The organism is Streptomyces broussonetiae (genome assembly GCF_009796285.1).
Taxonomy (GTDB): domain Bacteria; phylum Actinomycetota; class Actinomycetes; order Streptomycetales; family Streptomycetaceae; genus Streptomyces; species Streptomyces broussonetiae.
Genome location: NZ_CP047020.1, coordinates 3,432,788 through 3,447,749, shown reverse-complemented (window position 1 = coordinate 3,447,749; position 14,962 = coordinate 3,432,788). Strand labels below are relative to the sequence as shown.

The window sequence follows — 14,962 nt, the reverse complement described above, 5'->3', positions numbered from 1 at the left end:
TCAGTTCCGGCGCATGTGCTGGATTCCCGCGATGTGGGCCCGTGTTGCCTCGAAAGCCGCATCAGTGATCGAATGAACCTTCGGCAACAGGTGATGTCGAGGCGTACAGGGGTGTCGTACATGTTCGGCCGCTGGCTGGGTAACCGGACCGACCGGAAGCAACCGACGAGCCCTCTGGTGGGAGTCCGGACGCCGCCCGATGCGGGAGTGCTCAGCTGCCGGGTGGTCGATCCGGTCAACGAGCCGGTCATGGGTGCCGAGTTCGCGGTCACGGACACCATGGGCCGCAAGGTCATGAGCGGCGGGACGGACCCCTACGGTTCGTTCATGGCGATGGTGCCGGCGGGGGAGTACCGGCTCGCGGTGTCGGCCGAGGGCTACACGCCCTTCCGCGCGACCGCGCTGGTCGGCGAGAACTCCCTCGCCTCGCTGGGCGATGTGATCCTCCAGGTGTCCCAGCCGCCCGAGCCGCCGGCGCCGGGTGACTGGGAGATCGAGCCGACGCACTCCTCGATCTCCTTCACCGCGCGGCACATCGGGCTGGCCAAGATCCATGGGCGGTTCGCCTCCTTTGCCGGAGCGGTGCGGATCGGCGAGCGGGTGGAGCGGTCGGCGATGCACGTCGTGATCGACGCCGCGTCGATCGACACGGGGGTGCGGATGCGTGACGACCATCTGCGGTCGGCGGACTTCCTGGACGTGCGGCGGTTCCCGACGCTGGAGTTCTACAGCGACCGGTTCGTGCACAAGGGCGGCAGCCGGTGGGCGGTCACCGGCGCGCTGTCGCTGCACGGTGTGACGCGCACGGTCACGCTCGACACCGAGTACCTCGGGCTCGGCAACGGCATGGAGGGCGAGGTGCGGGCCGCCTGCCGGGCCACCACCGAGCTGCACCGTGACGACTTCACGGTCAGCTGGCAGTCCATGCTGGCGCGCGGCATCGCGGTCGTCGGACCGAGCATCCGGGTCGACCTGGACGTGCAACTCGTCGCCAAGCGCTGACCCGGTCGTGGCCAGGTGTCGTGGCCAGGTGTCGTGGCCAGGTGTCGTGGCCAGGTTCCGACCCGGTCCTCCAAGGACCGACCTGGCGGTTCGCTTCTCGCGCGGTACCGGAGAATGAAGCGCGTGAGCGATGTGAGACATGTGCTGGTGCTGCCCGACCGGGATGCCGCCGAGGAGGCGGCCGAGGCGCTCGGGGAGCGGTTCGGCCTGGCCGAGGAGCCGCAGCTGGTCCGGGACGCCCTGGCCGGCGAGGACGACGCCGAGGACGCGCAGTGGTTGGTGGTCGTGCACGACGAGGCCGAGCGGCTGGACCCGGCCGAACTGGACGCGTTCGCCGGTGAGTGGGACGGCTGGCGCGAGGAGCCCTGACCCCGAGACCGGCTCCGGGTCCGTTCGGGGACCGCTCAGGGTGCGCGGGCCGTCTCGTTGTCAGTGTCGCGTGGGATGCTTTGAGCGATGGCCAGAAAGACTGCGAATGACGACCCTCTCGCCCCGGTGACCCTTGCCGTGGGCCAGGAGGACCTCCTGCTCGACCGTGCCGTGCAGGAGGTGGTGGCCGCCGCCAGGGCCGCCGACGCCGACACGGACGTACGCGACCTCACCCCGGACCAGTTGCAGCCCGGCACCCTCGCTGAGCTGACCAGTCCATCGCTCTTCGCCGAGCGGAAAGTCGTGGTCGTACGCAACGCACAGGATCTTTCGGCCGACACGGTCAAGGACGTGAAGGCGTATCTCGGCTCGCCCGCCGAGGAGATCACGCTCGTGCTGCTGCACGCGGGCGGTGCCAAGGGCAAGGGGCTGCTGGACGCCGCGCGCAAGGTGGGGGCACGGGAGGTGGCCTGCCCGAAGATGACCAAGCCGGCCGACCGGCTGGCCTTCGTACGGCAGGAGTTCCGGGCGGTGGGACGGTCGGCGACGCCGGAGGCGTGCCAGACGCTGTGCGACGCCATCGGCAGCGATCTGCGGGAGCTGGCCTCGGCAGTCGCGCAGCTGGTGGCCGACGTGGAGGGCACGATCGACGAGGCGGTCGTCGGGCGGTACTACACCGGCCGGGCCGAGGCCTCCAGCTTCACGGTCGCCGACCGGGCCGTGGAGGGGCGTACGGCGGAGGCGCTGGAGGCATTGCGCTGGTCGCTGGCGACCGGGGTGGCGCCGGTGATGATCACCAGCGCGCTGGCTCAGGGAGTGCGGGCCATCGGGAAGTTGTCGTCCGCGCGTGGCGGCCGGCCGGCCGATCTCGCCCGCGAGCTGGGGATGCCGCCGTGGAAGATCGACCGGGTGCGGCAGCAGATGCGGGGGTGGACGCCGGACGGTGTCGCGACGGCGATGCGGGCCGTCGCCGAGGCCGACGCCGGAGTGAAGGGTGGAGGGGACGATCCGGAGTACGCGTTGGAGAAGGCCGTGGTGATCATCGCCCGGGCTGCTCGGTCCCGCGGACGCGGGTAGGCGAGCCGGGGTCCCGGTCGGCGGGGAAGTGGCCCACCGATCCCCGGCAGGAAAACCCCCGGTACGCCAAAACCCCGGCACCCGCCCTGGGGAAGGGAGAGGCACCGGGGTTTTCGGTTGAAACTGGTGAGCCCGTACCCGCGTGGCGAACGCAGGCCGCGTACAGGCTCGGGGTGCCGAAAGGGAGCGGATGAGAGAGGGCCCGCTCTTGGTCCTTCCGGCGGTCAGATCACAGGGAAGTTCAGCCCTTGAGGGACGCGACCTTGGAAGCAAGCGCCGACTTCTTGTTGGCGGCCTGGTTCTTGTGGATGACGCCCTTGGAGACGGCCTTGTCGAGCTGACGCGCAGCCTCACGGGACAGCGCGGTGGCCTTCTCGACGTCACCGGCGGCAACGGCCTCACGGGCCTTGCGGACCGCGGTCTTCAGGGAGGACTTGACGGCCTTGTTGCGCAGCCGAGCCTTCTCGTTGGTCTTGATCCGCTTGATCTGGGACTTGATGTTCGCCACGAAGGAGCCTTTTCAGGTTCTGGTACGGAGCCGCACGGGTCCCGCACCGGTGATCCAAAATTTCTCTGACGCGCCTCGCGCTGAGAGGGCATGAGGCACAGCCATCTACAGTACCAGCGGCCCTGGTGGCGGCCCAAAACGGTCTTCGGTCGCTCCCCGTGGGACCATGGAGACTACGTATCGATCCGACCCGAGGCATAAGGCGCCTCAAGAGACAGGACCCTGCGTGCCCGCGACCCCTAACCATGTGCCCGAGCCGAGCCGTACCGCCCCGGCGCTGATCCGCAATTTCTGCATCATCGCGCACATCGACCACGGCAAGTCCACGCTCGCCGACCGGATGCTCCAGCTGACCGGTGTGGTCGAGCAGCGGCAGATGCGTGCTCAGTACCTCGACCGGATGGACATCGAGCGCGAGCGCGGCATCACGATCAAGTCCCAGGCGGTGCGTCTGCCCTGGGCCCCGACCGAGGGCCCCGATCAGGGCACGACCCACATCCTCAACATGATCGACACCCCCGGGCACGTCGACTTCACCTATGAGGTCTCGCGGTCGCTGGCCGCCTGCGAGGGGACCATCCTCCTCGTCGACGCCGCCCAGGGCATCGAGGCGCAGACCCTCGCCAACCTCTACCTGGCGATGGAGAACGACCTCACGATCATCCCCGTGCTGAACAAGATCGACCTGCCGGCCGCACAGCCGGAGAAGTTCGCCGAGGAGCTGGCGAACCTGGTCGGCTGCGACCCGTCCGACGTGCTGAAGGTCTCCGCGAAGACCGGCCTCGGCGTCGACGCGCTGCTGAACAAGGTCGTCAAGGAGATTCCGGCTCCGGTCGGCGTCGCCGACGCGCCCGCCCGCGCGATGATCTTCGACTCGGTCTACGACTCCTACCGCGGTGTCGTGACGTACGTCCGTGTCATCGACGGCCAGCTCAACAGGCGCGAGCGCATCAAGATGATGTCGACCGGCGCCACGCACGAGCTGCTGGAGATCGGTGTCAGCTCGCCCGAGATGCTGCCGGCCGACGGCCTCGGCGTCGGCGAGGTGGGCTATCTGATCACCGGCGTGAAGGACGTGCGCCAGTCCAAGGTCGGTGACACCGTCACCAGCCAGAACAAGGGCGCGACCGAGGCCCTCGGTGGATACAAGGACCCGAAGCCGATGGTCTTCTCCGGTCTGTATCCGCTGGACGGCTCCGACTACCCCGAGCTGCGCGAGGCCCTGGACAAGCTGCAGCTCAACGATGCCGCGCTGGTCTACGAGCCGGAGACCTCCGCGGCCCTCGGCTTCGGCTTCCGCGTCGGTTTCCTCGGGCTGCTCCACCTGGACGTGATCCGCGAGCGCCTGGAGCGCGAGTTCGGGCTCGACCTCATCGCCACCGCTCCCAACGTGGTCTACCGCGTGGTCATGGAGGACGGCAGCGAGCACACCGTCACCAACCCGAGCGAGTTCCCCGAAGGCAAGATCAACGAGGTGTACGAGCCGGTCGTGCGCGCCACCATCCTGGCGCCCACCGAGTTCATCGGCTCGATCATGGAGCTGTGCCAGACCCGGCGCGGCACCCTGCTCGGCATGGACTACCTCTCCGAGGACCGGGTCGAGATCCGCTACACGCTGCCGCTCGCGGAGATCGTCTTCGACTTCTTCGACCAGCTCAAGTCCAAGACCCGCGGCTACGCCTCCCTCGACTACGAGCCCACGGGCGAGCAGACGTCCAGCCTGGTCAAGGTCGACATCCTGCTGCACGGCGACAAGGTGGACGCCTTCTCGGCGATCACCCACAAGGACGCGGCGTACGCGTACGGCGTGCGGCTCGTGGCCAAGCTGCGCGAGCTGATCCCCCGGCAGGCCTTCGAGGTGCCCATCCAGGCCGCCATCGGCTCCCGGGTCATCGCCCGCGAGACCATCCGCGCCATCCGCAAGGACGTCCTCGCCAAGTGCTACGGCGGTGACATCTCCCGTAAACGGAAGCTGCTGGAGAAGCAGAAGGAAGGCAAGAAGCGGATGAAGATGGTGGGTTCCGTGGAGGTTCCGCAGGAGGCCTTCATCGCGGTCCTGTCCAGCGATGACAGCGCGGGGTCGGCCAAGGGCAAGAAGTAACCACGGGTAACAACGGGTTACGTCCGCAAACCGGGCATGAAGGGGCTCGTCGTACGAAAGTGCGGCGGGCCCCTACGCGTGCGTAACGTCGCTCTGCGTGGAAAGCGCGGGGAAACAGACAGGCCGATGCCCCTTACGCAGCGGCCGGTCGCGGCTTACTCTGATCCCTGCTCGATAGTTACTCGCGAGTTAAACAACCGCGTGACCACAGCGCGTGACCCACCCGTGAGTGAACCCAGCCGCACTGAGCCAGCCGCACCGTCGCGGGCCCCGGAGGATGTCGTGAGCGACACACAGACCCTGATCGAGAACCGTCCGCCGTCCGTGGCGGCCCTCTTCCTGGAGCGCGTGGCGGCCACACCGGACGCCGAGGCCTACCGCTATCCGGTCCCGCCGGCCGCGGGCCAGGGCCCCGACGACTGGAAGTCGCTGAGCTGGGCACAGGCGGCCGAGCGGGTCTACGCGATCGCGGCCGGGCTCATCGAGCTGGGCCTCCAGCCCGAGCAGCGGGTGGCGCTCGCCTCCTCCACCCGCGTCGAATGGATCCTCGCCGACCTCGGCATCCTCTGCGCGGGCGGCGCCACGACGACCGTCTACCCGCAGACCAACGCCGACGAGTCGGCCTTCATCCTTGCCGACTCCGAGAGCCGGGTGCTCATCGCCGAGGACGCGGCCCAGGTCGCCAAGGCGGTCGAGAAGCGCGCCGAGCTGCCCGAACTGACCAAGGTCGTCGTCATCGACCCGGCCGGCGTCGAGACCGACGACTGGGTGACCACGCTCGCCGAGCTGGAGCAGCGCGGCGCCGCCTACCTCGAGCAGCACCCGCAGCTGATCAAGGAGCGGGTCGGCGGGATCACCCGGGAACAGCTCGCCACGCTCATCTACACCTCGGGCACCACCGGCCGCCCCAAGGGCGTGCGCCTGCCGCACGACAACTGGGCGTACATGGCGAAGGCCATCGCGGCGACCGGCCTGGTCACCATCGACGACGTGCAGTACCTGTGGCTGCCGCTCGCGCACGTCTTCGGCAAGGTGCTCACCTCCGGGCAGATCGAGGTCGGGCACGTCACCGCCGTGGACGGCCGCGTCGACAAGATCATCGAGAACCTTCCGGTGGTGCAGCCGACGTACATGGCGGCCGTGCCGCGCATCTTCGAGAAGGTCTACAACGGCGTCGCCGCCAAGGCCCGCGAGGGCGGCCCGGCCAAGTACAAGATCTTCCAGTGGGCCGCCGAGGTCTCCCGCGAGTACGCCAAGGTCACCCAGGACAACTTCCGCCGCACCGGCACCCACGCGGCGCCCTTCGGCCTCGCCGCCAAGCACAAGGTCGCCGACACCCTCGTCTACGCCAAGCTCCGCGAGGCCTTCGGCGGCCGGCTGCGCGCCTGTGTCTCCGGCGCCTCCGCGCTCGCGCCCGAGATCGGCTACTTCTTCGCCGGCGCCGGCATCCACATCCTGGAGGGCTACGGCCTCACCGAGTCCTCCGCGGCCTCCTTCGTCAACCCCGGCGAGGCCTACCGCACCGGCACGGTCGGCAAGCCGCTGCCCGGCACGGAGGTGCGCATCGCCGACGACGGCGAGATCCTGCTGCGCGGCCCCGGCATCATGGAGGGCTACCACGGGCTGCCCGAGAAGACCTCCGAGGTGCTGGAGTCCGACGGCTGGTTCCACACCGGAGACATCGGCGAGCTGTCGCCCGACGGCTACCTGCGCATCACCGACCGCAAGAAGGACCTCATCAAGACCTCCGGCGGCAAGTACGTCGCCCCGGCCGAGGTCGAGGGCCAGTTCAAGGGTGTGTGCCCGTACGTCTCCAACATCCTGGTGCACGGCGCCGACCGGAACTACTGCACCGCCCTCATCGCCCTCGACGAGATCGCGATCCTGGACTGGGCGAAGGAGAACGGGCTGGAGGGCCGGGCGTACGCGGAGATCGTCGCCGCGCCGCAGACCGTCGAGATGGTCGACGGATATGTGCAGCAGCTCAACGCCGGGCTCCAGAAGTGGCAGACGATCAAGAAGTTCCGGCTGCTGCCCCGGGATCTCGACGTGGAGCACGGCGAGATCACGCCGAGCCTCAAGCTCAAGCGGCCCGTGGTGGAGCGGGAGTACAAGGGCCTCATCGACGAGATGTACGCCGGGGCCAGGGAGAAGTAGGAGGTCGGTTCAGCGCGGGGAACTGCGGGCCGTTCTCGGTTGCACACGCAGTTCCCGCGCCCCGCGGGGAGTTGATGCTCACCGACGTTCAAAAGCTGCCGTCTTCTGGCCACTTCGATAACTCCCCGCTTTCGTCCGCCCTCTGTCTGTCACCCTGGCCGCATGGACATGGCGGCCATACCCACGCAACGGGAGGGCGAGTCCCGGGCCCGGGAGGCGCGCGGGCGGGCGACGCTGCCCGGAAGCGCTCTTGCGCCCGGGGCGGCCCGGGCGCTGGTGCAGGCCGCGCTGGCCGATGAGCCGGACGTGGCGGCCCGGCTCGTCGACGACGCCATGGCCGTCGTCAGCGAGCTGGTCACCAACGCCGTCGTACACGCCGGTACGGACGTCGAGGTCGACTGGTGGCTGGAGGAGACCGGCGCGTTCGTCGTGGAGGTGTGCGACCGGCATCCCTCGCGCCCTCCGCGCGACGCCTTCGGGGGTGACGGGTCGTACGACACCCCCGAGTACGGGCGTGGGCTGCGCCTGGTCGCCACGCTCGCCGAGGCCTGGGGCGTCACCTACCGCGCCGGTGCCAAGACCGTCTGGGCGCGACTTCCTCCGGGCGGCCTGGACGAGCCGGACGGGCCGGCCCCGGGCCCGGAACTGGAGGTCGCCGAGAACCTGGCCCCGCAGCCGCTGCGGGCCGACGGCGACGCGGACTGGCTCGGCCGGGGCGCGCTGTCCTTCCTTGCCGAGGCCTCCGACCTGCTCGCCGGACAACTGGACGAGGCCCTGGTCACCGCTCTCACCGGCCAGCTCATCGTGCCCCGGCTCGCCGACTGGTGCGCGGTGTGGCTGGAGGACGAGGCGAGCGTGCGCGGCGGCGACGGCGGCGGCCCCGACCGGGTCTGGCACACCTGCGAGGGCCGCGTCGAGGAACTGCACCGCGCCCTGGAGAAGGAGCCGCCCGCCCCGCGCGACGGGCTGCGCTCCGGCCCCGAGCCGTACCCGTGGCCCGGCGACGCGCTCGGCCCGGGCGGCGCCGAGGGCACGGCGCTGGCGTACCGGTTGATCGCGGGCGGCCGGCCGCTCGGCACGCTGGTCATCGGCCGCAGCAGGCCCGCCGGGTTCCCCGACGAGGTCACCGGGCTCGTGGAGGACCTGGGCCGCCGGGTGGCGCTCGCCATCGGCGCGGCCCGCCAGTACGCCCGCCAGGCCACCATCAGTGCCGTTCTGCAGCGCGGTCTGCTGCCCGGCGCGGTCGCCCAGATCCCCGGGATGAGCAGCGCGCTCGTCTACGAGCCGCGCGACAAGGGCGGCCCCAGCGGCGACTTCTACGACCTGTTCCCGGCGGGCGACGGCCGCTGGTGCTTCGCCGTCGGGGACGTCCAGGGCAAGGGCCCCGAGGCGGCGGTCGTGATCGGGCTGGCCCGGCCCTGGCTCCGGCTGCTCGCCCGCGAGGGCTACGGCGTCGCCGACGTCCTCGACCGCCTCAACCAGCTCCTCCTGGACGACGCCACCGAGGCCGCCGACGCCGCCGCCCGGGCCCTGGTCGCCGCCGGCGCCCGGCCCGTGGCCCCGGGGGAGGGCCCGCAGACCCGCTTCCTGTCCCTCCTCTACGGCGAGCTGACGCCGTACGAGGGCGGGGTCCGCTGCACCCTCGCCTCGGCCGGCCATCCGCTGCCGCTCGTGCTCGGCCCCGACGGCACGGTGCGTACGGCGGCCGGACCGCAGACCCTGCTCGGTGTCATCGAGGACGAGACCTATCGCAGCGAGACCCTCGACCTGAGGCCCGGTGACAGCCTGCTGTGCGTCACCGACGGGGTGACCGAGCGGCGCTCCGGCTCCCGCCAGTTCGACGACGGCGACGGGCTGGCCCGCGCCCTGTCCGGCTGCGCGGGCCTGAGCGCCGAGCTGATCGCGGAAAGGATCCGCCGCCTGGTGCACGACTTCGGTGGCGGCCCGCCCGAGGACGATCTGGCGCTGCTCGTCCTGCAGGCGGAGTAGCGCCCGGGGTGCTGGACAATGGGGACATGCCTTCCGCACTCCCCGACGGCGAGCCCGTCCCCGCCGACGGTGCGCTGCCCGCGTCTGCGCTCGCCGGGGCCGCAGACCGCCCGCTCGGCTTCTACCTGCACGTCCCGTACTGCGCGACCCGCTGCGGCTACTGCGACTTCAACACCTACACCGCGACCGAGCTGCGCGGCACGGGCGGGGTGCTGGCGTCCCGCGACAACTACGCACAGACGCTGGCGGACGAGATCCGCCTGGCCCGCAAGGTGCTCGGCGACGACCCGCGCGAGGTCCGCACGGTCTTCGTCGGGGGCGGTACGCCGACGCTGCTGGCCGCCGACGATCTCGTACGGATGCTGGGCGCGATCCGCGACGAGTTCGGCCTGGCGGCGGACGCGGAGGTGACGACGGAGGCGAACCCGGAGTCCGTGGACCCCGCGTACCTGGCGACCCTCCGCGAGGGCGGCTTCAACCGGATCTCCTTCGGCATGCAGAGCGCGCGGCAGCATGTGCTGCGCGTGCTCGACCGCACGCACACCCCGGGGCGCCCGGAAGCCTGCGTGGCGGAGGCGCGCGCGGCGGGCTTCGAGCACGTCAACCTCGACCTGATCTACGGCACACCGGGCGAGAGCGACGACGACTGGCGGGCTTCGCTCCGGGCGGCGCTGGGCGCGGGTCCCGACCACATCAGCGCGTACGCCCTGATCGTCGAGGAGGGCACCCAGCTCGCCCGCCGGATCCGCCGGGGAGAGGTGCCGATGACCGACGACGACGTCCACGCGGACCGCTACCTGATCGCCGAGGAGGCGCTCTCGGCGGCGGGCTTCGACTGGTACGAGGTCTCCAACTGGTCCACCTCCGAGGCGGGCCGTTGCCTGCACAACGAGCTGTACTGGCGGGGCGCGGACTGGTGGGGCGCGGGACCGGGGGCGCACTCGCACGTGGGCGGAGTGCGCTGGTGGAACGTCAAGCACCCCGGCGCGTACGCGGCGGCGCTGGCCTCGGGCCGTTCACCGGGTGCGGGCCGGGAACTGCTGTCGGACGAGGACCGGCGGGTGGAGCGGATCCTGCTGGAGCTGCGGCTGCGAGAGGGAGTGCCGCTGTCCCTGCTGAGGGAGGAGGGGCTCGCGGCGTCACGGCGGGCGCTGGCGGACGGGCTCCTGCAGGAGGGTCCGTACGAGGAGGGGCGGGCCGTGCTGACGCTGCGGGGGCGGTTGCTGGCGGACGGGGTGGTGAGGGATCTGGTGGACTGAGCACCCGGGCGAGTGAATGACCCCGGAACGCCGGTTCGGTCCCTAACCTGGTTCGTGGGCTGCCGCCAAAAGGACGCGGCGGATGCGGAGGGCCACGGAGATGACCGCTGTGGACGAGCGTGGAATGACCAAGGTCTTCGAGGAACTCGAGCCTCCGGAGGGCGTGAAGGTCGAGCTTCTCCGGGGGGTAATTGTGATGACGGCAAGCCCTGATCTGGTCCACAACATGATCGTGGAAGACGTGTTGGACCAGATCCCGCGCAAGCGGTGGGCGAGGCTTCAGACCCAGGACGTCGACATCCTTGACGAGGCCAGCGAGCCGGTTCCGGACTTGGCGGTAACGCGGCAGGAAAGATCCCTGCCTACCTCATCCTGGACCCGATCATGGCGCACTGCGTCTTGCTGACGAAGCCTGCGGGCCAGGGCGAGGACGCCGACTACCTGGGCCAGGAGATCATCAAATTCGGCGATCCAGTTCCGGTGGAGGTCTTGGGACTCGAACTGGACACCACCGAGTTCGGATCGTTCCCCAACGTCAGGCCCCACCGCTACCCGTGACGAAGTCGATCAGCTCCTCCACCCGCCCCAGCAGCTCCGGCTCCAGGTCCTTGTAAGAGGTCACCCGCTTCAGGATCGCCTGCCACACCGCGCCGGTGTTCTGCGACGGCCAGCCCAGCGCCCGGCACACGCCCGTCTTCCAGTCCTGGCCGTGCGGCACCCGGGGCCAGCCGGCGATTCCCAGGGACGACGGCTTCACCGCCTCCCAGATGTCGATGTACGGGTGGCCGACGACCAGCGCGTGTTCGCTCGTCACCGACTGGGCGATGCGCCACTCCTTCGTGCCCGGCACCAGGTGGTCCACGAGCACGCCCAGCCTCGCGTCCGGGCCCGGCGCGAAGGACGACACGATCGACGGCAGGTCGTCCACGCCCTCCAGGTACTCCACGACCACGCCCTCGACGCGCAGGTCGTCGCCCCACACCTTCTCGACCAGTTCGGCGTCGTGGCGGCCCTCGACGTAGATGCGGCCGGCGCGGGCCACGCGGGCGCGGGCGCCGGGGACGGCCACCGAGCCGGAGGCCGTGCGGGACGGCCGTACCGGACCACCCGACGCGGGCCGTACGAGCGTCACCACCCTGCCCTCCAGCAGGAAGCCGCGCGGCTCCAGCGGGAACACCCGGTGCTTGCCGAAGCGGTCCTCCAGGGTCACCGTGCCCGCCTCGCAGCGGATCACCGCCCCGCAGAAGCCGGTGCCGGGCTCCTCCACCACCAGACCCGGCTCCGCCGCCACCTCCGGCGCGGGCTGCTGCTTCTTCCACGGCGGGGTCAGGTCGGCGGAGTACACACGAGGGCGCGGGCCCGCAGGGCCCTCGTTGGAGGGGTGGTGGCGGGAGACGGGTGGGCGCATTCGGATGACCATAGGAGAAGTCCCCCGCCCGCGCTCACGACACGCCGAAACGGGCGGCCAGCGCGTCGCGTTGACGTCGTACGAACGCCGCGTTCACCACCGCTCCGTGACCGGGCACGTACAGTGCGTCCTCGCCGCCCAGGGACAGGAGCCGGTCCAGGGCGTCCGGCCAACGGGACGGAACCGCGTCCGGGCCTGCCTGCGGCTCGCCGGACTCCTCGACCAGGTCGCCGCAGAAGACCACCTCGCGCTCGCCCGGGATCAGGACCGCCAGGTCGTTCGCCGTGTGACCGGGGCCCACGTTGGCCAAAAGCGCCTGGCGGCCGTCGTCCAGGTCGAGCGTCCACTCGCCCGAGACCTGGTGGCCGGGCGGTACGAGGGCGTCCGCCGCCTCGTCGGCCTCGGCCGCCGGCAGGCCGTTCCTGATCGCGTCCAGGCGCAGCTCCTCGCGCTCGTGGGCGAACACCGCGTCGACACCGACCGCCGCGTACACCTGCACCCCGGCGAACGCCGGAGTCCCGAAGACGTGATCGAAATGGGGGTGCGTGAGCGCGAGATGGGTCACACGACCGCCGGCCAGTTCCTGCGCCTGCGCCCGCAGCCGCGCGCCTTCGGCCAGACTCGAGCCGGCGTCCACCATCAGCGCCGTATCCTCGCCGAGGACCAGTCCCACGGTGCAGTCCCAGCCAGGAAGCCGGCACCGCCCGATCCCGGCGGCCAGCCGCTCCCATCCCAGCTCTTCCCAAGTCAGCGTCATACCGCGACGCTAGCCCTACGGGCCGCAACGACGGCACCGACCTTGCCCCGGGTGTACCCGACAGCCGTACACTGGGCCCCGGGAAAGGCTGGCACTCGCATGGGAAGAGTGCCAGGCGGCCGAACAGACGGACGAGCGGTACGAGGGGACGAGGTGCTGGAGGTGCGCGCGAATGCTGAGTGAACGCAGGCTTCAGGTGCTGCGCGCCATCGTCCAGGACTACGTCGGCACCGAGGAGCCGGTCGGCTCCAAGGCGCTGACCGAGCGGCACAACCTCGGCGTCTCCCCGGCGACCGTGCGCAACGACATGGCGGCCCTGGAGGACGAGGGGTTCATCGCCCAGCCGCACACCAGTGCCGGGCGGATCCCCACGGACAAGGGCTACCGGCTCTTCGTCGACAAGCTCGCGGGCGTCAAGCCGATGACCGCGCCCGAGCGGCGGGCCATCCAGAACTTCCTCGAGGGCGCCGTCGATCTCGACGACGTCGTGGCCCGTACCGTACGGCTGCTCGCGCAGCTCACGCGGCAGGTCGCCGTCGTGCAGTACCCGTCCTTGACCCGGTCCACCGTGCGGCATGTGGAGCTGCTCGCGCTCGCCCCCGCGCGCGTGATGCTCGTGCTGATCACGGACACCGGCCGGGTCGAGCAGCGGATGGTCGACTGCCCGGCGCCGTTCGGCGAGGCCTCGCTGGCGGATCTGCGGGCCCGGCTCAACAGCCGCGTCGCGGGGCGCCGGTTCACGGACGTGCCGACGCTGGTCGAGGACCTCCCGGACGCCTTCGAGCCGGAGGACCGCGGTACGGTCTCCACGGTGCTCTCCACACTTCTGGAGACACTCGTGGAGGAGAACGAGGAGCGGCTGATGATCGGCGGCACCGCCAATCTCACTCGCTTCGGACATGACTTTCCCCTCACGATCCGGCCGGTGCTCGAGGCGCTGGAGGAGCAGGTCGTGCTCCTCAAGCTCCTCGGCGAGGCGAAGGATCCGGGCATGACCGTGCGCATCGGGCACGAGATCGCCCACGAGGGACTCAACTCCACGTCCGTCGTGTCGGTCGGCTACGGTTCGGGCGGCGAGGCGGTTGCCAAGCTCGGCGTGGTCGGACCGACCCGCATGGACTACCCGGGAACGATGGGAGCGGTACGCGCAGTGGCACGGTACGTCGGACAGATCCTGGCGGAGTCGTAAGTGGCCACGGACTACTACGCCGTTCTCGGCGTGCGCCGCGACGCGTCGCAGGATGAGATCAAGAAGGCGTTCCGTCGGCTCGCGCGCGAGCTGCACCCGGACGTCAACCCGGATCCCAAGACCCAGGAGCGGTTCAAGGAGATCAACGCCGCTTACGAGGTGTTGTCGGACCCGCAGAAGAAGCAGGTCTACGACCTGGGCGGCGACCCGCTCTCGCAGGCCGGCGGTGCGGGCGCGGGCGGTTTCGGGGCCGGTGGCTTCGGCAACTTCTCCGACATCATGGACGCGTTCTTCGGTACGGCGTCGCAGCGCGGTCCGCGCTCACGCACCCGGCGCGGCCAGGACGCGATGATCCGTATCGAGGTCGAGCTGGGCGAGGCGGCCTTCGGGACCACCAAGGACATCCAGGTCGACACCGCGGTCGTCTGCAACACCTGCAACGGTGAGGGCGCGGCGCCCGGTACGACCGCCCAGACGTGTGACATGTGCCGCGGTCGTGGTGAGGTGTCCCAGGTCACCCGGTCCTTCCTCGGCCAGGTCATGACCTCCCGCCCCTGCCCCCAGTGCCAGGGCTTCGGCACGGTCGTGCCCACGCCGTGCCCGGAGTGCGCCGGTGACGGGCGGGTGCGGTCGCGGCGGACGCTGACCGTGAAGATCCCGGCCGGTGTCGACAACGGCACCCGGATCCAGCTCGCCGGTGAGGGCGAGGTCGGCCCCGGCGGCGGTCCCGCCGGTGACCTGTACGTCGAGATCCACGAGCTGCCGCACCCGACCTTCCAGCGGCGCGGCGACGACCTGCACTGCACGGTCACCATCCCGATGACTGCGGCGGCGCTCGGCACGAAGGTGCCGCTGGAGACCCTGGACGGCATGGAGGAGGTCGACATCCGGCCCGGCACCCAGTCCGGCCAGTCGATCCCGCTGCACAACCGGGGCGTCACGCATCTGCGCGGCGGCGGCCGGGGCGACCTGATCGTCCACGTCGAGGTGCAGACCCCGACCAAGCTGGACCCCGAGCAGGAGCGGCTGCTGCGCGAGCTGTCCAAGCTGCGCGGCGAGGAGCGTCCGCAGGGCCAGTTCCAGCCGGGCCAGCAGGGGTTGTTCTCGCGGTTGAAGGACGCCTTCAACGGACGCTGACGTGCGCCG

General features: G+C 70.6%; 12 protein-coding genes and 1 pseudogene. 10 read left to right on the top strand and 3 right to left on the bottom strand.

The window, feature by feature from the left end; genetic code table 11:
• Positions 1 to 120 precede the first annotated feature (120 nt).
• The 3 genes from GQF42_RS15940 (at position 121) to holA (ending at position 2,448) form a co-directional block, all read left to right on the top strand.
• On the top strand, positions 121 to 1,002 hold the full coding sequence (locus tag GQF42_RS15940; RefSeq protein ID WP_158930206.1) for a YceI family protein: 882 nt from the start codon (positions 121 to 123) through the stop codon (positions 1,000 to 1,002).
• 123 nt (positions 1,003 to 1,125) lie between these two features.
• On the top strand, positions 1,126 to 1,371 hold the full coding sequence (locus GQF42_RS15935; RefSeq protein ID WP_158920421.1) for a hypothetical protein: 246 nt from the start codon (positions 1,126 to 1,128) through the stop codon (positions 1,369 to 1,371).
• An 87-nt stretch (positions 1,372 to 1,458) separates the two neighbouring features.
• A complete protein-coding gene (gene holA / locus GQF42_RS15930) occupies positions 1,459 to 2,448 on the top strand; it encodes a DNA polymerase III subunit delta (protein ID WP_158920419.1) in 990 nt (329 codons plus the stop codon).
• A 241-nt stretch (positions 2,449 to 2,689) separates the two neighbouring features.
• Here the strand turns inward: holA and rpsT are convergent, their stop codons facing one another.
• Positions 2,690 to 2,956 carry a 30S ribosomal protein S20 gene (gene rpsT / locus GQF42_RS15925; RefSeq protein WP_076091757.1) on the bottom strand — a complete coding sequence of 89 codons (267 nt, stop codon included), beginning with the start codon at positions 2,954 to 2,956 and terminating at the stop codon, positions 2,690 to 2,692.
• Between the two features lie 226 nt (positions 2,957 to 3,182).
• On the opposite strand from rpsT, the gene lepA reads away from it, so the two are divergent.
• From lepA to GQF42_RS15895, 5 genes and pseudogenes are all read left to right on the top strand, one after another.
• A complete protein-coding gene (gene lepA / locus GQF42_RS15915; protein ID WP_158920415.1) occupies positions 3,183 to 5,057 on the top strand; it encodes a translation elongation factor 4 in 1,875 nt (624 codons plus the stop codon).
• Between the two features lie 282 nt (positions 5,058 to 5,339).
• Positions 5,340 to 7,214 carry an AMP-dependent synthetase/ligase gene (locus GQF42_RS15910; protein ID WP_158920413.1) on the top strand — a complete coding sequence of 625 codons (1,875 nt, stop codon included), beginning with the start codon at positions 5,340 to 5,342 and terminating at the stop codon, positions 7,212 to 7,214.
• A gap of 168 nt (positions 7,215 to 7,382) precedes the next feature.
• Positions 7,383 to 9,203 carry a SpoIIE family protein phosphatase gene (locus tag GQF42_RS15905; protein ID WP_199273058.1) on the top strand — a complete coding sequence of 607 codons (1,821 nt, stop codon included), beginning with the start codon at positions 7,383 to 7,385 and terminating at the stop codon, positions 9,201 to 9,203.
• A gap of 26 nt (positions 9,204 to 9,229) precedes the next feature.
• Positions 9,230 to 10,462, top strand: coding sequence for a radical SAM family heme chaperone HemW (hemW, locus tag GQF42_RS15900; protein ID WP_158920411.1), 1,233 nt, complete (start codon positions 9,230 to 9,232; stop codon positions 10,460 to 10,462).
• 82 nt (positions 10,463 to 10,544) lie between these two features.
• Positions 10,545 to 11,020: pseudogene (locus tag GQF42_RS15895) on the top strand (Uma2 family endonuclease).
• On the opposite strand, the gene GQF42_RS15890 reads toward GQF42_RS15895, so the two are convergent.
• Positions 10,998 to 11,870 carry a DUF3097 domain-containing protein gene (locus tag GQF42_RS15890; RefSeq protein WP_375997934.1) on the bottom strand — a complete coding sequence of 291 codons (873 nt, stop codon included), beginning with the start codon at positions 11,868 to 11,870 and terminating at the stop codon, positions 10,998 to 11,000. The pseudogene GQF42_RS15895 and the gene GQF42_RS15890 overlap by 23 nt on opposite strands.
• A gap of 34 nt (positions 11,871 to 11,904) precedes the next feature.
• Positions 11,905 to 12,627 carry an MBL fold metallo-hydrolase gene (locus GQF42_RS15885; RefSeq protein WP_158920409.1) on the bottom strand — a complete coding sequence of 241 codons (723 nt, stop codon included), beginning with the start codon at positions 12,625 to 12,627 and terminating at the stop codon, positions 11,905 to 11,907.
• A gap of 172 nt (positions 12,628 to 12,799) precedes the next feature.
• On the opposite strand from GQF42_RS15885, the gene hrcA reads away from it, so the two are divergent.
• On the top strand, positions 12,800 to 13,816 hold the full coding sequence (gene hrcA / locus GQF42_RS15880; RefSeq protein ID WP_158920407.1) for a heat-inducible transcriptional repressor HrcA: 1,017 nt from the start codon (positions 12,800 to 12,802) through the stop codon (positions 13,814 to 13,816).
• On the top strand, positions 13,817 to 14,953 hold the full coding sequence (gene dnaJ, locus GQF42_RS15875; protein ID WP_158920405.1) for a molecular chaperone DnaJ: 1,137 nt from the start codon (positions 13,817 to 13,819) through the stop codon (positions 14,951 to 14,953).
• Positions 14,954 to 14,962 lie beyond the last annotated feature (9 nt).

Coding starts and splice junctions, on each gene's coding strand:
- GQF42_RS15940 (WP_158930206.1), top strand. CDS start 121: ATGTTCGGCCGCTGGCTGGGTAACCGGACCGACCGGAAGCAACCGACG.
- holA (WP_158920419.1), top strand. CDS start 1,459: ATGGCCAGAAAGACTGCGAATGACGACCCTCTCGCCCCGGTGACCCTT.
- GQF42_RS15905 (WP_199273058.1), top strand. CDS start 7,383: ATGGCGGCCATACCCACGCAACGGGAGGGCGAGTCCCGGGCCCGGGAG.
- hemW (WP_158920411.1), top strand. CDS start 9,230: ATGCCTTCCGCACTCCCCGACGGCGAGCCCGTCCCCGCCGACGGTGCG.
- GQF42_RS15890 (WP_375997934.1), bottom strand. CDS start 11,870: ATGCGCCCACCCGTCTCCCGCCACCACCCCTCCAACGAGGGCCCTGCG.
- GQF42_RS15885 (WP_158920409.1), bottom strand. CDS start 12,627: ATGACGCTGACTTGGGAAGAGCTGGGATGGGAGCGGCTGGCCGCCGGG.
- hrcA (WP_158920407.1), top strand. CDS start 12,800: ATGCTGAGTGAACGCAGGCTTCAGGTGCTGCGCGCCATCGTCCAGGAC.